This window comes from Nostoc sp. CCY 9925, assembly GCF_963920935.1.
GTDB lineage: Bacteria > Cyanobacteriota > Cyanobacteriia > Cyanobacteriales > Nostocaceae > Nostoc.
Map to the genome: position 1 here is coordinate 34176 of NZ_CAWUDO010000050.1, position 21870 is coordinate 56045.

The 21870-nt window shown below is 39.6% G+C and carries 18 protein-coding genes, 1 tRNA gene and 1 pseudogene; 10 read left to right on the forward strand and 10 right to left on the reverse strand.

Annotated features, from left to right (window positions below; genetic code table 11):
• Positions 1-5 precede the first annotated feature (5 nt).
• From ACM0OY_RS22995 to ACM0OY_RS23020, 6 genes are all read left to right on the forward strand, one after another.
• Positions 6-914, forward strand: a complete 909-nt coding sequence (locus ACM0OY_RS22995) for a GNAT family N-acetyltransferase (RefSeq protein WP_414571153.1) — start codon at positions 6-8, stop codon at positions 912-914.
• 2 nt (positions 915-916) lie between these two features.
• Complete coding sequence (locus tag ACM0OY_RS23000; protein WP_414571154.1) at positions 917-1777, forward strand: hypothetical protein; 861 nt, start codon at positions 917-919, stop codon at positions 1775-1777.
• A 66-nt stretch (positions 1778-1843) separates the two neighbouring features.
• A complete protein-coding gene (locus tag ACM0OY_RS23005) occupies positions 1844-2917 on the forward strand; it encodes a FemAB family protein (protein ID WP_414571155.1) in 1074 nt (357 codons plus the stop codon).
• Positions 2918-2973: 56 nt separating this feature from the next.
• Positions 2974-4152, forward strand: a complete 1179-nt coding sequence (locus ACM0OY_RS23010) for a DegT/DnrJ/EryC1/StrS family aminotransferase (protein ID WP_414571156.1) — start codon at positions 2974-2976, stop codon at positions 4150-4152.
• Between the two features lie 304 nt (positions 4153-4456).
• The gene (locus tag ACM0OY_RS23015) at positions 4457-6655 is read left to right on the forward strand and encodes a GumC family protein (protein ID WP_414571157.1); all 2199 of its coding nucleotides are present in this window, start codon (positions 4457-4459) and stop codon (positions 6653-6655) included.
• Positions 6600-7118 carry a hypothetical protein gene (locus ACM0OY_RS23020; protein ID WP_414571158.1) on the forward strand — a complete coding sequence of 173 codons (519 nt, stop codon included), beginning with the start codon at positions 6600-6602 and terminating at the stop codon, positions 7116-7118. Before ACM0OY_RS23015 ends, ACM0OY_RS23020 begins: the two co-directional genes overlap by 56 nt.
• A gap of 22 nt (positions 7119-7140) precedes the next feature.
• On the opposite strand, the gene purT is transcribed toward ACM0OY_RS23020, so the two are convergent.
• The 8 genes and pseudogenes from purT to ACM0OY_RS23060 all read right to left on the reverse strand — a co-directional run bounded on the left by purT (position 7141) and on the right by ACM0OY_RS23060 (position 14782).
• Complete coding sequence (gene purT, locus ACM0OY_RS23025; RefSeq protein ID WP_414571159.1) at positions 7141-8304, reverse strand: formate-dependent phosphoribosylglycinamide formyltransferase; 1164 nt, start codon at positions 8302-8304, stop codon at positions 7141-7143.
• Positions 8305-8454: 150 nt separating this feature from the next.
• Positions 8455-8934, reverse strand: a complete 480-nt coding sequence (locus ACM0OY_RS23030) for a pentapeptide repeat-containing protein (protein ID WP_414571160.1) — start codon at positions 8932-8934, stop codon at positions 8455-8457.
• 477 nt (positions 8935-9411) lie between these two features.
• On the reverse strand, positions 9412-11172 hold the full coding sequence (locus ACM0OY_RS23035; protein ID WP_414571161.1) for an ABC transporter permease: 1761 nt from the start codon (positions 11170-11172) through the stop codon (positions 9412-9414).
• A gap of 123 nt (positions 11173-11295) precedes the next feature.
• Entirely contained in the window at positions 11296-12246 is a 951-nt protein-coding gene (locus ACM0OY_RS23040) for an ABC transporter ATP-binding protein (protein WP_414571162.1), read from the reverse strand.
• Positions 12247-12452: 206 nt separating this feature from the next.
• Entirely contained in the window at positions 12453-13307 is an 855-nt protein-coding gene (locus ACM0OY_RS23045; protein ID WP_414571163.1) for a mechanosensitive ion channel family protein, read from the reverse strand.
• Between the two features lie 402 nt (positions 13308-13709).
• Entirely contained in the window at positions 13710-14099 is a 390-nt protein-coding gene (locus ACM0OY_RS23050) for an alr0857 family protein (RefSeq protein ID WP_414571164.1), read from the reverse strand.
• A 56-nt stretch (positions 14100-14155) separates the two neighbouring features.
• Positions 14156-14453 (reverse strand): annotated as a pseudogene (locus ACM0OY_RS23055) (HNH endonuclease); the annotation flags it as partial.
• An 80-nt stretch (positions 14454-14533) separates the two neighbouring features.
• On the reverse strand, positions 14534-14782 hold the full coding sequence (locus ACM0OY_RS23060) for a hypothetical protein (protein ID WP_414571165.1): 249 nt from the start codon (positions 14780-14782) through the stop codon (positions 14534-14536).
• Positions 14783-14853: 71 nt separating this feature from the next.
• On the opposite strand from ACM0OY_RS23060, the gene ACM0OY_RS23065 reads away from it, so the two are divergent.
• The 3 genes from ACM0OY_RS23065 to ACM0OY_RS23075 all read left to right on the forward strand — a co-directional run bounded on the left by ACM0OY_RS23065 (position 14854) and on the right by ACM0OY_RS23075 (position 18698).
• Entirely contained in the window at positions 14854-15189 is a 336-nt protein-coding gene (locus tag ACM0OY_RS23065) for a hypothetical protein (protein WP_069070862.1), read from the forward strand.
• A gap of 879 nt (positions 15190-16068) precedes the next feature.
• Entirely contained in the window at positions 16069-18087 is a 2019-nt protein-coding gene (locus ACM0OY_RS23070) for a GAF domain-containing protein (RefSeq protein WP_414571166.1), read from the forward strand.
• Positions 18088-18095: 8 nt separating this feature from the next.
• The gene (locus tag ACM0OY_RS23075; protein ID WP_414571167.1) at positions 18096-18698 is read left to right on the forward strand and encodes an SRPBCC family protein; all 603 of its coding nucleotides are present in this window, start codon (positions 18096-18098) and stop codon (positions 18696-18698) included.
• Positions 18699-18788: 90 nt separating this feature from the next.
• On the opposite strand, the gene ACM0OY_RS23080 is transcribed toward ACM0OY_RS23075, so the two are convergent.
• Positions 18789-18861, reverse strand: a tRNA-Glu gene (locus tag ACM0OY_RS23080).
• A 318-nt stretch (positions 18862-19179) separates the two neighbouring features.
• Here ACM0OY_RS23080 and ACM0OY_RS23085 point away from each other — a divergent pair.
• Positions 19180-21099 carry a cation:proton antiporter gene (locus ACM0OY_RS23085; RefSeq protein ID WP_414571168.1) on the forward strand — a complete coding sequence of 640 codons (1920 nt, stop codon included), beginning with the start codon at positions 19180-19182 and terminating at the stop codon, positions 21097-21099.
• Between the two features lie 89 nt (positions 21100-21188).
• Here the strand turns inward: ACM0OY_RS23085 and ACM0OY_RS23090 are convergent, their stop codons facing one another.
• The gene (locus tag ACM0OY_RS23090; protein ID WP_414571169.1) at positions 21189-21785 is read right to left on the reverse strand and encodes a cytochrome b N-terminal domain-containing protein; all 597 of its coding nucleotides are present in this window, start codon (positions 21783-21785) and stop codon (positions 21189-21191) included.
• Positions 21786-21870 lie beyond the last annotated feature (85 nt).

The window sequence follows — 21870 nt, forward strand, 5'->3', positions numbered from 1 at the left end:
AAAGCATGAGTCTTCAACAGATGCGAGATGTATCAGCTGCGGTGTTAACTTCAATGACAGAAGAAGAATGCGCCGATTGGTATCGCAAACGGGGAACGCATGTGATTCGCCATCGCGATCGCTACTGGAAGGAAACAATTCGGGGCTTTTATCAGCCGTTGCATTGGTTAGCACGTTTGAGTGTCCAAGAAGCAAACTCTCCAACCCCACTATCTTGGGGATTCCAAACAACATTATCTGAAGTTGACGCAATAGCAGCTAACGCCTCAATGCCAATTCATTGGTTACCCAATTTGGAAAACTATGATTTCCAGAGTATGACATCAAATCGCCGAAATCAGCTGCGAAAGTGTTACAAGCGAGTCAATATCGTGCATTTGGATAAACCCACGCTTTTGCAGCAGCAGGGATATGAAGTCTTTATGTCAGCATTGAAGCGAACAGCTTATCGTCAAATACCTGCAAAAAAAGACTATTTAAGGGGACTTGCTGGTCGTACTAACCCTGAGAGGCGGTTGATTCTTGCAGGTGTCAACGGTGAGCAGCTTCTCGGCTACATTACAGGACACGCCGTAAACAGCACTGCTTACATTGATGAAGTAATCATTGCTAGTGAGGCATTGTCTACCAATATTGGTACGGGATTGCTATTTGAATTTGCACAAGTCTGTCGTCGGTCTGGGTTAATTCGTGAGCTTGTTAACGGTCTGCACTCACGAGAAGATGAAAACCTCTGTGTCTTCAAAGAAGGAATGGGTTTTCAAGTAAAGCATATTCCTGCAAAGGTGCAGATGAACCCCATTATTGAGCAATTCATCCAGTGGCGATATCCACATAAGTATTATCGCCTGGTTGGTCGTCAGTTGCCATCGCACCAGATTTTCACCAGTACTCAAAATACAAACAGTAAATGAGTATGAGTTTTCAACAAATGCGAGATGTATCCGAAGCAGTGCTGACTTCAATGACAGAAGAAGAATTCGCCAATTGGCGCTGCAAGGAAGGCGCAAAGGTTGTCTTTCATCGTGGGTGCTATTGGGAAGAACGACGTTTTGGTTTCTATCAGCCAATCCATTTGTTAGCCCGTTTACAGATTCAACAGGCAACTCGTCCGATGCAACTATGCTGGGGATTCCAAGCATCATTGTGTGAGAATGACGCCGTAAGTGCTAACGGGTCAATCCCTATTCATTTATTGTCTAACGTTAAAGACTACGATTTGTATAGCGTAAACAAGAACAGCAGACAAAACATCCGCAAAAATCGCCATCTGTTTAACATTGTGGAGTTAACTGATACACAGTTGCTACAAGAGCAGGGATATGATGTTTTTCTCTCAGCGATGACACGAACGCGATCGAAACCATTGCTTTCTAAAGAGAAATATATGGTGAATCTTTTGAACTATGTTGTACCTAAACGTCGGCTGATTATTGCAGGAATTAGTGATAAAAAGCTTTGTGGTTATGTCACCGGATATGCTATCAATGGTACTGCATATGGAGAGGATCTCTACATCAGCACTGAAGCATCAAAGAACAATATGAGTAGAATATTGGTTTTTGAGTTTGTGCAAGTTTGCCGTCGTTCTGGTGGAATCTATGAATTTGCTATCGGCCAGCACTGGCGAGAAAAACCAGGAATAGTTGAATTCAAAGAAGGAATGGGCTTTCCCATCGCATATATACCCACCAAAGTGCAGATAAATCCGGTCGCTGAGCAATTTATCCGTTGGAAGTATCCACATAAATATTATCGGTTAACTGGGCACGATTGATATTCAAAAAACACTGTTCAGTTAAAAGATGTGAATTGAACTAGATATTGAATATAGGAGAACTCAATGGATTATAAAATAGTTAGTTTGTCAGATCCATTGTGGCTGGAAATTTTAAAAAAGTTAAATCATGATATTTATCATCTGCCAGAATATGTAGATTTAGAAGCTAAAAGAATTCGAGCTATTCCTGAAGCTATATTAATTTTTGAAAATGACAAAATATTGTTTTTGCCTTATTTATTGCGCTGTGTAAATAATTTATTTGAGACGAACATTGAAATTCCATTGATTTGGGATATTGTATCTCCCTATGGTTACCCTGGAATTTTATTGAGTCAAGCCGCGGCGAATACACCAGAATTTTTGCAATTGGCAGTAAATCAGTTAATATTGGGATTGCGCGATCGCCAAATTTGTTCAGCATTTTTAAGGCTACACCCAATACTCAATCAAGGATTAAATGAAGTTTTACCACTTGAATTATGTCAAGTAAGTGGAGAAACTGTGTCGATAGATTTAAGCCTATCAACATCAGAAATTTTGCATCAAACTAGACCAGAGCATCGCAATCATATCAATAGATGTAAACGCAATGGTTTTACTGCCAGAATGGTTAGATTGGAAGAATATATAGATAAATTTATAAATATATATCATGAAACTATGAATCGCGTAGAAGCAAATAAATATTTTTATTTTGACGATAATTATTTTCAGAATTTAGCAAATTTGAATAAAAATATTTACCTATGCCTCATAGAGTTGAATAATCAAATTGGTTGTGCTGGAATATTTACCGAATGCTGTGAAATAGTTCAATACCATCTGGGAGGAACAAAAAGTGAGTTTTTGAAACAAGCTCCTAGTAAGTTAATGTTTGATTACGTTAGATTTTGGGCTAAAGAACGCGGAAATAAATTTTTGCATTTAGGTGGTGGTGTTGGCTCAGCTAAAGATAGTCTCTACAATTTCAAAGCAGGGTTTTCTAAACAAAGACATCTATTTTTGACACTACGCTTAATTACAGACGCAGAAAAATATGATTCTTTAGTTGAATTACGAGCAAAATCTTTAAAAACTGAACCAAAAAATTTATTTGAGTCCAATTTTTTTCCTGCCTATCGTTCTTTGAATTGAGTGAAAACTGGCAAATCTGCGAGTCAATCGATAGCAAACAGATTCAGGTAATGTGCATGAATAAACCAATTCTGCTTTCAACACCCCACATGGGCGATCGCGAACTAGAATTAGTGAAAGAAGCTTTTGAAACAAACTGGATTGCTCCTGTTGGCCCCCATGTTGACGCTTTTGAGGAAGAGTTTTGTCAAGTAACTAATGCTAGATATGGTGTTGCTGTGAGTTCAGGTACAGCAGCTTTACATTTAGCTTTACAATTAGTTGGTGTTGAAGCTGGGGATGAAGTTTTTTGCTCTACCTTAACGTTTATTGCTAGCGCTAACCCAATTGTTTATTTAGGAGCAAAACCAGTATTTATTGATAGCGATCGCAATTCCTGGAACATGAACCCTGAATTGTTAGCAGAAGCACTAGATCGCCGTGCCAAAAAAGGCAAATTACCTAAAGCGGTTGTACTTGTACATTTATATGGTCAAAGTGCAGATATCGATCCAATTTTGCAGGCTTGTAATCAGTATGATATTCCTTTAATTGAAGATGCTGCTGAAGCTTTGGGAGCTAACTATAAAGGACGTTCTTTGGGAACTTTTGGACGCATTGGTATTTACTCGTTTAATGGTAATAAAATTATTACTACTTCTGGCGGTGGGATGTTAGTGTGTGAGGATTTAGAATTAGTTGAAAAGGCACGTTTTTTAGCAACCCAAGCACGCGATCGCGCTCCTCATTACCAACATTCTGAAATTGGTTATAACTATCGTCTCAGTAATATTCTAGCTGGTATTGGTCGCGGTCAATTGGCTGTTTTAAATGAGCGAGTAGCAGCTAGACGACGTAACTTTGAAATTTATTACCAAACGCTGAAAAACTTACCAGGAATAGAATTTATGCCAGAAGCTAATTATGGATATGCTACTCGCTGGCTGACCTGCATAACAATAGATTCTGAGGCTTTTGGCACAAATCGAGAACAACTCCGCCTAGCACTTATTGAACAGCAAATTGAATCTCGTCCTGTCTGGAAACCTTTGCATATGCAGCCTATTTTTGCTGAGTGTGAATGTCTTGGTGGTGCCGTGGCGGAAGATTTATTTGCACGCGGTCTTTGCTTACCTTCTGGGTCTAATCTCACAGATGAGGATTTAGAAATAGTAATTAGTCAAATTCAAATAGTCCATTATCAAAGCGTAAGAAATAAACCAAAACTGCTCAATTCTTCACTTGTAGTAATTTAGATAAAAAGTTACAAATAAATACTCAAGTTTTTCTTTGAATTTTTGCTGCTTTCTGTCAATTGGACACCAATCTTACTTTTTAATTTTGACTCTTAATTACTGAATTCACATTTATCAATAATACAAAATTGCCATAGATGGGTTCATATAACTCAATACGCTTGCTTGGGTTAAGTATTTTTCTATTCTCTTTACGTCTACGTTAAAAAATTAACTTTGATAAAGAGTTTTAGTCTTAACTGAACCGCATTGTTAACCCAGATGGCAATTCTCAATCCCAAATAATATAACTTGCAATTATTTTATGAAAATACAAGAATCTTCTGCAAATTTCGATAACTATGGGCAAGTCCTAAAACGTCGTTGGCTTGCTGCTTTAAGTGCTTTTGTATGTGTATTTGTAATCTTACAGGTAGCTACATTTTTTAAAAAACCTTATTATTTAGCAGAGGGAAAACTAAAATTCCAAAGAATAAATACTACTTCTTCTTTAACAGGATTAGGAACAGAAATTGGTAAATTGGAACCATTAGTTGATGATAAAAGTAACCCTATGAATACAGAAGCAGAAGTTATTCGTTCTAACCCAGTTGTCAAAAATACTATAACTAGACTCAATCTCAAAGACAGTAAAAATAGAGAATTAAAACCAACACAATTTCTGCAAAAATTTACAGTAAAGGAAATTAAAGGAGCCGATATTTTAAATATTTCCTATAAAGATACAAACCCAAAAATAGCTGCACAGGTTGTCAATACCCTTATAGATGTATATTTAGAATACAATGTATCCGCTCATAGAAATCAAGCTGCAACTGCTCGCAAGTTTATAGAAAAACAACTGCCAAATGCAGAATTGGTGGTTAGACAAGCAGAAGCAGAACTAGCAGTATTCAAAGAAAGAAATAAAATTATCTCCTTACAAGAAGAAGCAAATAAATCACTAGAACTCATCACAGAATTACAACAGCAAATTAGTGAAGTTCAATCTAAATTTGCTGATGCTGAGGCACAAACTCAAGCAATCAAAAAACAATTAAGAATGAACTCTGAGCAAGCTGTAGTTATGACTTCTCTTAGTCAAACCTCAGGGGTACAAGATATTCTTAAAGAAATCCAACAGTTAGAATCACAATTGGCTGCTAAACGAACTGTTTTTCAGGATAATCATCCACAAATTATTGATTTGGTATATAAATTACAATCTTTAAACGAGTTACTACAACAACGGGTAAAAAACGTTGTAGGAGTAGATTCAGTACAACTAAATAATAATTTTCAGCTAGGAGAGTTGCAACAGCAACTTTCTGCAAAACTTGTAGATTTAGAATCAAATCGTTTGGGTTTAGCCAGCCAAATCACTACTTTATCTAACTTACAAGCTGCTTATAAACAACGCTTGAACAATCTACCAAGATTAGAACAACAACAGCGACAATTAGAACGTAAAGTACAAGCTGCACAATCTACCTATTCACTTTTACTACAAAAGCTGCAAGAAAGCCGAATTGCGGAAAATCAAAGTTTAGGTAATGCCAGCATGATATCCGCAGCTGAAGTTCCGGAAGAATCAATTTCTTCTCCAATGTTTTTGTATTTGAGTACAGGTCTATTGTCTAGTTTAGCAGCTTTGGCAATTGTATATATTCTGGAAAAAATAGATAAATCTATTAAGACTACTGACCAGGCAAAGCAATTATTGAATTTTACTTTACTAGGGGTTATTCCTGCTTTCAATAAGTCGAATAACTATCTCCGGGGCAATGAAGAAATGGAGTTATATAGTAAAAGACTTATGGTTCGAGATGCACCGCGATCGGCTATTAATGAAGCATACCGGATGTTGCGGGCAAATCTTAAGTTTATGAGTGCTGATAAGGAACTAAAAGTTATAGTTATCACTAGTTCTGTACCCAGAGAAGGCAAATCCACAGTTGCAGCTAATTTAGCTATCACAATGGCTCAAATGGAGCGAAAAGTCTTACTAGTAGATGCGGATATGCGCCGTCCTGTTCAGCATAAAATTTGGGAATTAATTAATAATGAAGGTCTGAGCAATTTAATTGTTGGACAAGGTGAAATTAGTACAGCTATCAAACAAGTAATGGATAATTTGTATGTTCTCACTTGTGGAGTTATACCACCTAATCCAGGTTCTCTTCTGGACTCAAAAAAAATGGCCACATTAATTCAAACTTTCTCTATTTACTACGATTTCGTAATTATTGATGCTCCATCATTGAACGTTGCGGCTGATGCTGCTACTCTAGGGCAAATGGCTGACGGTGTATTATTTGTCGTTCGTCCGGGAGTAGTTGATTGTGTTAGTGCCACTATTGCAAAAGAGCTTTTAGAAAAATCTGGTCAGAATGTCTTGGGACAGGTTGTAAACGCAGTTATTCCCCAGCATGAACGCTACAGTTATTATTACTCAAATGAAGAAAAAAATGAAGAATTCAGAAACCATAAATCAGGTGACAGAATTAAGTTGCCTGGTTCATAATTCAGAACCAACTAACATTCTGAATTTTGCCAGTTTTTATAGTAATGATGAACAATTAAATCAATTTAGTTTAGTATCCAACAACGAGAACGAAAATAAATATAATCAGTTAAACGCTACTTTCAGCTACCCGGCCATTGTCAACATTACAGCCAGAAGAAACTGTGCATCTCAATTTGGAGATATTGGTGAGTTTGTAATTACCCGTAATGGTGATACGACTCAAGATTTAATAGTGAAGTACAGCATCCAGGGAACAGCTGAGTATGGAGTAGATTATCAGCCAATTGCTAATTTTGCGATCTTTCCATCTGGGGTAAATGAGGTAGCAATTCTCATCCAACCTCAAAAAAGCAACTCTCAGGCTACAAAAATAATCTTATTAAAATTAGAAAATTTACCCAATAGCAATCAATATATGCTCGGAGCAAATTTTCATGCAGTGGTGAATATTCTTGGTTAATGTACTTGTTGCTCTTGCAAAATTAAATAATCTTAATTTTACTTGCAGCTTTAGTAGCTTTTTCCCTAGCTTCTTGGACATTCACACCTTTTGCTAAAGCTACTCCCATTCGCCGATATGGATGGGCATTAGGTTTACCAAATAATTTGATATCTACATTTTTCTCTGACAAAGCATCAGCTACACCAGCAAAAGCAATAGAATCAGATTTTTCTGAAGCTAAAATTACCGCACTAGCTGATGCTCCTAATTGTTCTATATGAGGAATTGGCAAGTTTAAAATAGCTCGTAAATGTAATTCAAATTCGTTGAGATTTTGAGAAATTAATGTCACCATACCTGTATCATGAGGTCTGGGAGAAAGTTCAGAAAAAATTACTTCATCTTTAGTAATGAAAAACTCAACACCAAAAATTCCGGCTCCTCCTAAAGCGTCAGTGACTTTGATGGCTATTTCTTGGGCTTTTAATATCTTGTCTTCCGAAATTTCTGCGGGTTGCCACGATTCTTGATAATCGCCTCTTTCTTGACGATGCCCAATCGGAGGACAGAAAATTGTTGGGGCACTCCACTGCTTAATAGTCAGTAAAGTTATCTCAATTTCAAAATTAATAAATTCTTCTACAATTACTTTTTGACTGTCACCTCTAGAATTAGCGATCGCATAATTCCAAGCTCTTTCTACTTCGGTCTTATTCTGCACTACAGACTGACCTTTTCCAGATGATGACATCACGGGTTTCACAACATTAGGAAATCCAATTTTATTAGAAACAGCAATCAATTCTTGTAGACTTACTGCATAACCATATTTAGCTGTTCTGATGCCTAATTCTTGATGTGCTAGTTCCCTAATTCTATCCCGGTTCATTGTATAATTAGTAGCAGCCGCCGTTGGGATAACTGTAATTCCTCGCTGCTCAAATTCCATCAGCTTTTCTGTTCTGATTGCTTCAATTTCTGGTATGATAAAATCTGGCTGATGCTTAGCAACTATAGCTTCTAAATCATCGCCACTGAGCATAGAAATCACTTCAAAACAATCAGCAACTTGCATCGCTGGAGCATTAGGGTAACGATCAACAGCAATCACATAATTACCAAGACGCTGAGCAGCGATCGTAAATTCTTTGCCTAGTTCCCCAGAACCAAGCAACATCAATTTTTGGGGCAGTTTAATACTCATTAACTTATCCAAGTCAATCTCAATCTCATAATTTTATAACTTTTTGTATTTTAATTATCTTTTTCTCAAGATACATCTATGAACAGGAGTTCGCAATAGGGGATGAAGACATCTATTCCCCACTTACCACTTACCATTCTTTTTTTTAAGCTAGTTAAACATAGCTCCGCGCAGCTGTAAATCTTGGCGTTGCAGATGAGTTAAACCAGTATTTACATCAAGCTGACACCGATCGACTAAAGTATCTAACCAAATAGTCTCATTCAAAGTTGCACCTCTCAAATCTGCATTTGTCAAATCAGCTTTTGTCAAATTTGCGAATAAAAGGTTGGCATTAACTAAACTGCTACCTTGCAAATTTGCCGCTGAGAAGTTTGCCCGAATGAAGTTTAGTTCATCTAAAATTAAACCAGATAAATCTGCTTCTTGAAGATTAGGAAATTTTAGGCGGCTTGGATATTTTAAAAATCGCGTCATACAAATTATATTTGCTTCGTTGAGGCGTATCTTAGTTAAAAACTCATAACGAGCTATGCCTAATTGCTTGAGAATTTGCAGACGTTGTAGAGAGCTTTTTTCTAAAAACTGGATGGCTATATGACGTAGTTCTTCAGCAGAAGGATCTAGCATGATTTTCGGATTCCCGTAGTAGTTGCGCTGATTAACAATTTCCAATTATTTAATGAAATTACTGCTACAGATAGATGAATAAAGCTGTATATCTATAGACTAAAACAGCAGATTTATTTATCGCCAATATTTTGGATAATCCTATAATTTTCGATGTATATAACTAATAATATAGCAAAAAAAAGAACCCCGACTTCTAAAAGAAATCAGGGATCTAATGTGTGTAAATTACAGCAGATTTAATATTCGCTAATTACACAAAAATTGCTCTAATATTATGTCTGGTTAATTAGTTATGATTCCCACAGTCATTGCACCCCACCCCTTAATCCCCTCCCCGCAGGCGGGGAGGGGAGACAAAGCGCAGCTTTAGCGGGGTGGGATTCTTCGGATTTAATAAGTAATCAAGCGGACACGATATAAAATCGAGGTATCAAGCCTATTTTCCTTCAAGATTCTGAATTATACTGTATCAAATTAACGTCCTGCTAACAATGCTTTGGTAGCAGATTCGCCTGCTAATCTCACTTGTTTTGTTAACTGGAAGTTCAACAATGCAAGAACACTCAACTGGCCTAGGAATGCCATAAAAATTGTTGTTGCCCCAGAGTATTGTATTGCTGACCAAGGAAAAGTTGAAAACAGCCATATAGTGGGGTGCTCCCACGAAGACATGCCAAGAATTTCTAAAATTCCCGGTGGGAGAAACATTACTCCACCAATAGTTCCAATTGCCCAGAAAGAACGTTTGGGAGTTTTGAATAAAAGTATCAATTGAGCGATGGTAGCATAAATCAAAATCATGCTAATAGACAAAGCTAAGGCTAAAAGTAATTTCAACCTGTCAACATTGTCGCTCGCCCAATTTGGGCTATGGTCTGTATTAAAAGCAGATGTAAGTGAAATCCAAACTACCCAAGGGATACTAACAATTATAAGATTAATGGCGATCGCCACTAATGCAGGACTTTTTTCGCTTGAAATTAAATCCCACCAAATACTCTTGTTGCTAGCTTGATGTCGATATCTTGCCCAATCTTGTACAGCTTGACGATGAGGTGTAAGAATTGCAATCAAACTGACAAGCAAGCCCACGTTGTATAATGCCATCAAAGCAAAATTTCGCTCAACCTGTCGATCTAAATCGAAAACTTTGTCCCAATATTGCAACGTAAATCCCCACATCATCACCTGGGAAAAAGCTACTATTATATAACTTTGTCCCTTGCTTATCACTGAGGCTTGGGGATTACGAAAACAACGTCTGAGGGCTTTGAAAATACCGTAAGTACACACTCCGTAGTTGAACAAATGGAAGCCAACAACACTTACAACGCTTGTTCCCAATGGTATATAGAAAAACTCCAAGTTCTTCAGAGGAGAACCATTGTTGATACGGAACAAGTTTGGAAACAGATAATTGGTTACATCCCAAGGATTAAAAAGTCTTAACCAAGCACCTGAATTATTTAAACTATTGCTATAAGACGACGCTATTATCATCGTCATAAACAAGAAAAATAAGACAGAACCACTACCTAACCACGGCTGAAAACCACTGAACCAGCGACTAACTAATCCAAAGAGTAACGCAGTACTGTAGAAGAAAAGACAGCTACTAACAACAATAGCGTAGTAACTAAGAATGTAACTAAAAGCTATGTTGGCGGAATGTCCAGCCCACAAATGTAAAGGAAGGGCTAGTAAGACTATGAGATAAATAAAACTTGGAACTCCTAGCAATTTGCCAGCCAAGATACTTGTTTCTGATTGGGGACTCAGACGAATAAAATTCAACGTACCGCGACGTTCTTCTTTGGCTAAATCATTAATAAGTAAATAAGTTCCTGCAACTAATAGTGTAAATACAAAAATTACACTCAAAGAAAGGAATATATACTCCCAATGGTCTCGCCACCATAACTGCCAATCAATTTGGTTTTCAGGGCAAAAATTATTGGAGAAGAAATTATTGAGTTCATTAATTATAGATTGATTTGATTGCTGATAAGCTTCTCTTTGCCGTTGCTCGTATATATTACGCAAACCACAGTATGTGCCAGTTAGCGAATATTTTTCATCAGGAAATTCGCGAAGCTGATATAAAAAAACTACTAGTTGTAATAGTAGGGAAGTTGCAACAGCGATCGCCACATTAAAAAATTTCAGGCGTCCTTTTAATTCCCGCAATAGTTGGGGATTTGCATCGCCGATTTTGTCTATCAAATTGAGCATCATAGGAAAAAAATCTCCAAAAATTGGGAGTGATAGCTATTGACCAATGATTCCTTGATGGTACAGAACAAGCGGATTTATCCGTGGGGTCAATCCAAAATTCAAAATCTAAAATTGTCTAACGAATCAAGATGCTTGTTTGTGGCCTAGTTTTAAGAAAATAGTTTCTAAGTCTTCTTGCGTGCAGTGGAAATCACTCAAAGGAATGCCTGTTTGAATGAGCGATCGCAATAATTCAGCACAATCTTCCTGCGTTCCTGAAAAATTCACCCGCACACTGTTTTTTCCTGGTATCACCTCCCACTGTTCTATTAAAGGATGATGCTTCAATTCACTTAAAAGTGCCTCTATTTTTCCCAAAGTAGATAACACAATTTGTTGGTGTGAAAGACGTTGATAAAGTTGCTGTAGGGAAGTACTTTCTACCAAAAAGCCAAGTTCCATAATTCCTACGGAAGTACACAATTCCGCTAAATCGCTGAGAACGTGGGAAGAAATTAATATAGTCATCCCAGCTTCTCGTAAAGCCTTGATGATTTCACGGAACTGCATTCTCGCAATGGGGTCAAGCCCAGAAACAGGCTCATCTAGTAATAGTAAAATCGGTTCGTGGATAATGGTTCGCGCTAAACTCAAACGCTGTTTCATCCCTCGTGAGAGAGTAGAAATCATGCTGTGGCGTTTGTTACCAAGTTGGATTAATTCTAAAACTTCATGTAGCCGTTGGGTGCGGCGTGGTTCCCGCAAGCGATACAAACGCGCAAAATAATCTAGGTAATCCCAGACTGTCAAATCCTCATACAGTGGATAGTCATCAGGTAAATAACCAAGACGACGCTTGAGTTTCGGGTTACTCTTATCGCGTAAAAGGCGATCGCCATTAATATAAATCTCACCCGTAGTTGGTTCCTCAGCAGTCGCCAACATCCGGATGAGAGTTGTTTTACCTGCACCATTCGGGCCAATTAATCCATAGACTTCACCTACCTGGATTTCTAAATCAACGTCATTGACAGCAACGTGTCGGTCAAATTGCTTAGTTAGTCCACGGGTACAAATTGCTAATTCTTTTACCATCGCTGCTGGGGGTGCGGCTTGTGATTAACAGTTAAGCTAACCTTTTTCTACAGCATTTGTCAGGCTTGTTTCGGAAATTGAAACTGGCTTTTTCAAAAATTTGTGACATTAAAAAGTAGGTAAGGTATATGCCCTAACTACTTTTTAATTCTTATTCAGATATTTAGCAAAGATTTGCAAATGAAACTTGACTTTTTACTTTATTGTCAAGTTATTTCCGATAGTGGTGGGATAACATTACTAATCCCATTACCAGATGAACCGCTAATGGCATAACGGTATTCGGGAATTGGATACCCAGCTTCACCGAAGGTTTCACGTATAGTTTTATTAGTGTCGAAGTAAACCTGCCAGTAGTGGTCATTATTGCAATAAGGACGTACTGCTAGTACAGGGCCTGCAAAATTAAAATCCAGAATTTCTATGTCCGGTGCTGGATTTTGGAGAACATTTGGAATTTGGCTAATTTTCGCTTTCAAAAGTGCGATCGCTTCGTTATGTTTCACGTCATGATGGATTTGAGCCACCAGATCAACCCTACGGTAAGGATTTGCAGAAAAATTCTGGATATTATCAGCAAATATCTTGTTATTTGCCACAATCGTCAACACGTTATCGGGTGTATTGATATTGCTTGTGAACAGTCCAATTTCTGTAACAGTGCCCGTAACACCTGCTGCTGTGATGAAATCACCAACTTTGAAGGGTCGAAAAACGATTAAAAATGCGCCCGCTGCAAAGTTCGCCAGTAATCCCCCCCATGCTGCGCCAATTGCCACACCAGCGGCGGCTAGCAGCGCGGCAAAGGAAGTTGTTTCAATGCCGAAAAAGCCAAGAATTGCCACAATTAGAACAATTCTCAGCGTTACGCCAATGATATTCAGAAGATAATTAATCAGTGTCGGATCGACTTGTTGGCTTCGGAAAGCACGTCGCAGTAGCTTTAATCCAAAATCAATCAAGCGTTGAACAATCAGCCACAGAGCGATCGCACCTAAAATTTTCAGTCCAAACTGAGTTAAAAGTTGACTAGCAACTTGACTAATCTGCCTGAAATCCATAATTTTTTGTTTGTGAATTATTAAACACAATCAACATACAAGAAATTGCATCAAAACCACGTTTCAATACTTTTTTTTAATTTTTATTTGACTGTGCCTTGAAAATAGGGAGTAGGGAAAAGAAATTTTTATTGCTTCTTTTGAGTCCAACTCATGGAGTCTCTTGAGGAAATAGGCGATCGGCTTGCGATAAATGATCAACAAACTCAAACACCAAGCTGACTAATTTGTGGCAATTCCCAAACTTTGAGAAATATAGTAGTTGCCAGGTGGATTGGGAGATCAACCTAGCATAAAACCCGCACACAAAAAGAGTTTCAAGCTTGTTGCCTATTGCCTATTGCCTATTGCCTGCTATAAAACAACAAAGGGCAAGAAATTTGACTCACCCTTTGATTTCGTTTATTCACTCATCACAGAAGTACAAGCTTGAGCTTCCTGCCAAAGTTTGTGCAAAAAGAACTCAGCGCGATCGCTCATTGTGGTGACAAACACACCCGCAGCATCCTCAGAACTATCTGATAGCCAAGAACCCCGCAAGGTGACTTCCACATATTCGGAATCGCAGACAGACAGAGCAATAATTTCTCTGTCATCTCTTTTCACCTCAGCCTTCAACACTTCTACTCCCCGTAAATCAACAGGAAGCAAAAAGGAAGCTGTACTGGGTTCAACGGTCAGAGTTTGCCCGACTCGCAGTGCCAAAATCACTCGTTGCGCTACCCATTCTTCTAGCGACAGAGTGATAAATTCTAAATAAAAGCTGCTTTCAGTGTAAGTTAATTTCAGCATTCCTTATGCTCTCCTGTTATTCCAGGTTTGCTTGCACATTTATCCAAAACTCTTCAGCCTGTATATCGCGGTATCAGATAATCTAGCGTTAGATGTTTGCTGCTACCGCAATCTTGGTAAATGCAATCCTGTTGTGGTAAGACTTTCCGCCAATTAACTGCTGGAACTTTCCACATCCGCTCCCAACTTGAATGAGTGAATTTGCCATTCACTTTCCGTAGTAAGACCCAGTGCTGTAGTTTGTTTTCTTACCAAAAAAACAATCGCCCGCTTGATATTGATCCGACATAGTGGTAAATAATTCTGATAAAACATCACTACGGATTGCTCTAACACTTGCCTTGCAGTCGTCACAGCTTAACTCCTTATAAAAAACCCCCGCTTCTTGTTTGCCTGAAGCGGGGGTTGGAAATTGACCGAAAAACTTTCTGGTCTTATATCGGTACAGTATTCCTTCGCCTGTACCCCCCGCTTTCTTCATCTAGTTGTGGTTTTGCAATCAGCCAACTAATGCTCAGATATCTAAACTCATCATTACCCTCTGTGATTTGCCCATGATTTCGGCTACTACCGCCCATAAATAAATACTCCACTCCCACAGCAGCTGATTCCCAATCGGCTCGGCAATTGGTAGCGCATAAGGAAGTAGAGATGGGGTAAATGGATTTCACAGAAAATTTCACCTATTGAACATTCCTTTAAACATACTACACTTGTATTACTATCCTGTCTATACCTTTAAGGAGAAAAACTCATGCATACAATCGCTCGCACCCCAACCACCGATATGGAAGTTACCAGCATCCGTCTAGAACGCGAACTTAAAGATAAACTCAAAGAAATCGCTGGCAATCAGGGATATCAAGCTCTGATCCGAGATATTCTTTGGAATTATGTCCAGCAAAAATCAGGTGAGTGGAAGCCGCGATTTTCCCGAGCCGATATTCGAGCTAGCATAGCCGCCACAGCCCAGCAAGAAGAACGCTGTGTACTCACAGGTCAACTAATTCAACCCCAACAGCCTATGTTGTTAGGACTGACGAGGAATGGGGATATGGTTCCTCTAAGTGTCGAAAGTTTGGCTGGATAGTCTTATATCCAGGCGAGTGCAGCTCGGTTATTTTGACTAAAATAATTGGGCTGCATTCAAAATTAATTTAGCTCTATTTTCTCCGATGGTTCAATACATTGTTAAAACTTATAGTTTATTTATTTAAGTTTATTTATAATTATAATTGGAAAGTTGGTAATGGATAACTGCCAATGGCTAATAATTTTTTCCCAATTACCAAACCAAAAGCGATACCTGCCTAATATGCACCGAGAGTTTACTGAAAACCCTGCGCGATCGCTCTGAAAAAAGAGAAGCGTAGCGATCGCCCTTACGTGTTCTCGCAAATTACCATTAAAGATCCCATCTTGTAGAAAGCACTTTGCCTCTAGATTCCACTTCGCTCTATTAGGCATGAGAGCTTTAGGATAGTTTATAGTCTATTTTTCAAGCTTTAGCTTTTCTATATCTTTTTGACACTAACACAGAGTCAAGGACAGCTTGTAAATATACTAAAATTTCAATAATTTTTACAAAAAACTGAAAAATAGTTAAGTAATATTACGGTTAAAACTACTGGTAGTCGTGGTTTGATTCCAGAGAAATTACGGTTTATGTATACTTACAGACAGGATATTCTAAGTCAAAGTTAGTAAATCATATCAATATAAAGAAAGCAAAAATAATCTGGCCAAGGGATTTTAGCATATTTTAACTATCTAAGTATCCATGTAGCAATTTGCTTAATATATTTGGAAACTTGGCCATCTGACATAGAAAAGGGCTATAACAGGTGAGAGAAAGTATTCATACAAAATTTGTCAATTACCAGGGTAAAGCAACACAACTAACGGTGAACAATATGCCAAAAGGTTGGGTGCAAAAACAGTGGATTTATTATCCAAGGGCGTGCCAAAAATGAAAAAGCCTTTATCGTCGCCGCCACATTACTTAAATGACGTCGATCGACTACAACCTTACCAAGTCAAGCTGATGCAGCATCAGGAAGAACCAGCCCGCCAGTTGGTACAGAAGATCAACCAAATCATTGCTAATAGCTCGGCAACGGCATTGATGCTGCAAGATATTGCCCGATTGCTAGGAGTTACTTTTCAAGTAGATTGCTGCTGCTTGGTTTCAGTAACAGGTGAGATCTCCGATGAACCAACTGCTACTAATTGGTGTGCTGATGAGTATTTAGGGTTACCACACCCAGAAGAGATATTTTCGATGGAACAGTTGCTGATGCACTCCCCAGTGCTGCAATGTGCTGCTGAACCATTGACTATTGAAGACATTTCCATCATTCAAAACAGTCTGGTAATTGGGTGTCAATATCTGCCACTACCGATAAAAGCAGTTTTGGCAATTCCTACCCGATTTGGTGGCAATAACAATGGAGTAATTTGTCTGATTAAATTCCAACCATATGATTGGAGTGAATCGGAAAAACAACTGCTCAAAGAAGTAGAGTCATCTTGCGCGATCGCTTTTTCTCGAGTCGCACAAACCCAGCTAATTGCTAGTCAAGAACAGGATTTGCAAAAAAGCAAGCACCATCAAAACTTGATCAAGCAATTAACTATATTAAGTCGCAGTAACTTGGAGCTTAATCAAATGTTCCAAGTAGTTATTGCCTCTACTGCTGAATCTCTACAGGCAGATCGGGGTTTCCTGATCCTGTTGAAATATACAGATCCACTATTTAGGACTCAAGCGAAGAAACAAATTCCCAAAGCCAAAGCTACGGTAGTTGGTGAATGGACAAAGGCAACACAAAATTCCCGCACCAGTAAACCAGAGATCTTAAATCAGTCTTTTTCGCTTTCTGAGTGTGGTTTATGCCAGCGTGCTTTCATAGATTCTGGAAAACCAGTAATTTTCGATGATTATACAGCCCAAAACGATATCTCCTGTGCTGTTCCATTATTTGCAGTAGAGGAATTGCCCGCGGTACTGTTAATGCCATTAGAAAGTCAAGGTAAAATCTTAGGGTTTTTGGTATTACAGCAATCTTTTACTCGCAGTTGGCAGCCAGCAGAATTAAATCTTGTGGAAATGGTTTGCGCTCAAGTGAGTAATGCCATCATCCAGGCACAGACTTTGCGCCAAGTGCAAACTTTGGTAGATGAGCGAACAGCAAAACTACAGAGCAGTCTGGAACTTCAAGCAAAATTGCATGAAAGAACCCGGCAATATGTTGAGCAGTTGCGGCAGCTTAACGAACTCAAAGATGAATTTTTGAGTAATATGAGCGATCGCCTACGCTACCCCCTGACAAACATGCTATTGTCAATTCGCAACTTACGTTTCCCAGGAATAACACCAGAGCGTCAGGTGAGATATCTGGATATCCTAGAGCAGGAATGTACAAAAGAAATTAACTTAATTAATGACTTGTTGACACTCCAGAAGCTAGAGTCGCCTCACGAAGCTCCGCAATTAGAAACTATAGATTTAAATACCAGAATCCAGCATATAGCGGCATCTTTTGAGAAAAAACTTGCCGATAAGGGATTAAATATTTCCTTAGATTTACCACAAGAGTCGCTAAGACTGCAAACTGAACTAGAAAGTTTTGACCGCATTCTCCAAGAATTGCTCACCAATGCTTGTAAATACTCAGAGCATGATACTATAGTTCACCTACAAGCCTTTCATCAAGTCGATGAACAAATAGATCGAGTTATCATGAAGGTGAGGAACATCGGACGTGCTATTTCTGAAGAAGAAGCGACCTACATTTTTGACAAGTTCCGTCGCGGAAAAGGGCGCTGGACTCCAGGAACGGGCTTGGGACTTGCTTTAGTCAAGTCTTTAGTGCAGCATCTCAATGGGGCGATCGCAGTTGAAAGTCTACCAATACTAGATTCTCAACAGAGCGAAATTTGCTTCACCCTGACTCTGCCGCAATTTTCTGACGAAAGCAAACCATAATTCGGAAAGTGACTCAAGAATACAACACAACAGAGAACCTCGATTTCCAGTCCTCCACTGATGACAATAACTTAGAAGCTGATTTGTCTGCTGATGCACTTGCTTTATTGGCTAAAGTTGAAGTTCAAATTGAGAAACTAGCACAGCGGCAACGGCAAATCAGTGCTAAAGTTCAAATTCCCCAGCCAGTGGAACAAATTTGGAAGGTTCTGACTGATTATGAAGCCTTAGCTGACTTCATTCCCAACCTTGCCAAAAGCCGTCTCATGGAGCACCCTGACGGCGGTATTCGACTCGAACAGGTAGGCTCCCAGCGTTTTTTAAATCTCAACTTTTGTGCGCGGGTAGTTTTAGACCTGGAAGAATACTTTCCTAAAGAAATTAATTTCCGCATGGTAGAAGGAGATTTTAAAGGTTTCTCTGGTAGCTGGTGCTTAGAGCCTTATTCCCTTGGCGAGCATATAGGAACCAATCTCTGCTACACAATTCAAGTTTGGCCTAAGCTCACTATGCCAGTGTCAATTATTGAAAACCGCCTGAGTAAAGATTTGCGGTTAAATCTTATGGCTATTTACCAACGTGTAGAAGAAATAGCCAGTCAAAAAAGTTGAGTTTCAGTAATCTATCATTCAGAGTTGACTCTGAGTGATAGTTATTACTAACAATTCTTCTCAAAAACATTTTTACTTTTTGATTTTTAGTACCCCCAGGGGAATTCGAATCCCCGTTACCTCCGTGAAAGGGAGGTGTCCTAGGCCTCTAGACGATGGGGGCATCAGACTCAGACCTTTTATAAATTAACGAATTTTCTGAGGTATGTCAATAGTTTTTGCCAAAAAAAGTTGGTGGCGGCTAAACTGGGTGGAGGCGAAAGTTTGAACAGATATGGATACACAAAAAAAAGTCCGTAGGCGCTTGTCCAGCTTTGGGCACAGTGGCTCAACATCCAGGGCTGCCAATTCTAGTGGATGCCTAAATAGAAAAAACGCAAAATTCCCCAAAGGAGAAAGGGTATGATGTTGTACCCTGTAGAGTTAATACCTACAGTTTTTTTACAAAAGATTTTGAAATAAATGGCTCAAAATCTACAACATGGAAGCATCTTTTGAAATCACTCTCCAGATGGCGATCGCTGTCCTGGCAGGTATTAGTGCCCAAGTCTTGGCTGCCTACCTGCGAGTACCCAGCATCGTCTTGTTATTGCTGTTGGGCATCTTGTTTGGCTCTGATGGTCTAGGACTGTTGCACCCCAATCTGTTAGGCACTGGACTGGAAGTTATTGTCGCCCTAGCAACGGCAATCATTTTGTTTGAAGGTGGACTGAATTTAGATCTGCGAGAGTTAGGCAGAGTTTCAGTCAGCCTACAATTGCTCGTCACTCTTGGAACTCTAATCACACTGCTTGGTGGGAGTATGGCTGCTCACTGGCTGGGTGAATTTCCTTGGAACATAGCTTTTCTCTACGCTTCCATAGTCGTGGTTACAGGCCCGACTGTCGTTGGTCCCCTACTCAAACAAATTAATGTAGACCGACAGGTGGCAACACTCTTAGAAGGCGAAGGAGTTTTAATTGACCCTGTAGGAGCAATCCTGGCTTTCGTTGTCCTCGACACGATTTTGAACGGCGATGCTCAGCCAATCAATGCGATCGTTGGTCTACTGATGCGGTTGGGTGTTGGTGCGGCAATTGGCGGCGCTGGCGGTTATCTGATGAGTTTGATTTTCAAACGCGCCAGTTTTTTATCATTCGAGCTGAAAAACTTAGTGGTGCTGGCGATACTTTGGAGCCTGTTTACCTTATCGCAAATGATCCGCAGTGAATCGGGAGTAATGACGACAGTAGTCGCCGGAGCGGTGTTTGCTAACTCCTCAGTTCCAGAAGAACGTCTGTTAAGAAGCTTTAAAGGTCAGCTGACAATTCTCAGCGTTTCCGTACTGTTCATCCTATTAGCAGCTGACCTATCCATCGCCAGTGTATTTGCTTTGGGCTGGGGTAGTTTACTCACTGTTTTGGTACTAATGTTCGTCGTTCGCCCAATTAATATCCTGTTCTGTACGTGGAACAGTGACCTAAACTGGCGGCAGAAATTGTTTTTGAGTTGGGTTGCTCCGAGAGGAATTGTTTCCGCGTCCGTTGCTTCTCTATTTGCGATTTTGCTAACACAGCGGGGTATTAATGGCGGCGACTCCATCAAAGCTCTAGTCTTCCTGACAATTATCATGACTGTCGTCTGCCAAGGACTAACGGCTGGCTGGGTTGCTAGGTTTCTACAAATTACCTCGAAAGATGCAACTGGGGCAGTAATTGTAGGTTGTAATCCTTTGAGTCTTTTGATTGCCCGATTCTTTCAAGAACGGGGGGAAAATGTCGTGATGATTGATACTGACCCCCAATGTCTTCTGCAAGCCGAGTCCCAAAATCTCCGGGTGATTGCTAGTAGTGCCTTAGATGCGGCTGTTTTGGAAGAAGCTGGACTTGCCTCGATGGGTACTTTTTTGGCAATGACAAGTAATGGTGAGGTGAATTTTGTTTTGGCTCAACGAGCAGCTGAGGAGTTTAATCCGCCGCGTGTGTTAGCAGTTTTTCCCCGTGACCCCCAAGCGAGTAGCTCGGTCAATCATAAAGTTAATCAAGCTTTTATCCCAGATTTAGCAATTAAGACTTGGAATGAATATCTCAATGATGGGCGAGTCAAGTTAGGGACAACTACACTTAATGAGTCGGAATTTTCCACTCAACACGATCGCATTCAAGAGAAAATTCGGACTGGGGTATTAATACCGCTATTGGTAGAACGAGAAGAACGTTTACAGGTAATGCCAGCGAACCAAGAGTGGGAAATTGGCGATCGCATTATCTACCTCTTGCATGACCCCAGGCCTAGCCTTTTAAAACGCTTATCCGGTGTCACCCAATCCACTCCCCTATCTCTAGAAAAGTTACCAGAAGTTGAAGACCTAGCCCTGGCACAATTATCTCCACTTTCTACTACTGAGAGTGCTGGGAGATGAGGGAAGAGGAAGAGGGGCAGGGGGCAGGGAGCAGGGGAGAAGCTCCTCCCCTCTGCTCCCCTGCTTCTTCCCAATGCCCAATGCCCCATTCAACACTCAACACTCTGTTGCCATTCTTGCCAGAGTAAAGCAGATAAATGCACTATAGCCAAAATTAGTGTTGTCGTAGCAATCAGATAACTGTGTATTGTGTAAAGGTGTTCAACAGTAACCGTGCTAATAGCTCCACCACCTGTGAGGATGTCGCGCAGTTGCCCACCGATTAAAGGAATCGCTTCGATGGTTCCTAGCTCAATGCTAAAACGCCAGTATCCTTCTTGAGTCCAGTCTAGGATCATCGCTGTCCAATCTAGCCCGATGGCACTGAGGGTAAACAAAATCCCGCTAATCCAACCAGTTAGCCAACTTTTGCGAAATTGGCGACTCAAAAACATAACTACAAGTTGAATGAGAGCGATCGCAATTAGTCCATTACCAGCAAGCTCGTGGGATCTCCAAAACAACCAACCGTATGACAGTTGTGTATTAATCGTCTTTAACGAGTTATAAGCCCCGCCTGCTGTCGGTTCATAGTAAAAAGAAAGCAAAACTCCGCTAGAAACGTAAATTAAGCACAGAGTCAGAATTACAACTGATAATATCGTCGCTACTCGTCGCAAAATCCTATCGAACTGGGTGCTTTGCATAGCTCACCCCTCCTGTTCTTAAGTAGGTATTTATTCTTATACAATTTTAGCGAAGAAATCTTAATAAATTTTACTTTTCTTATAT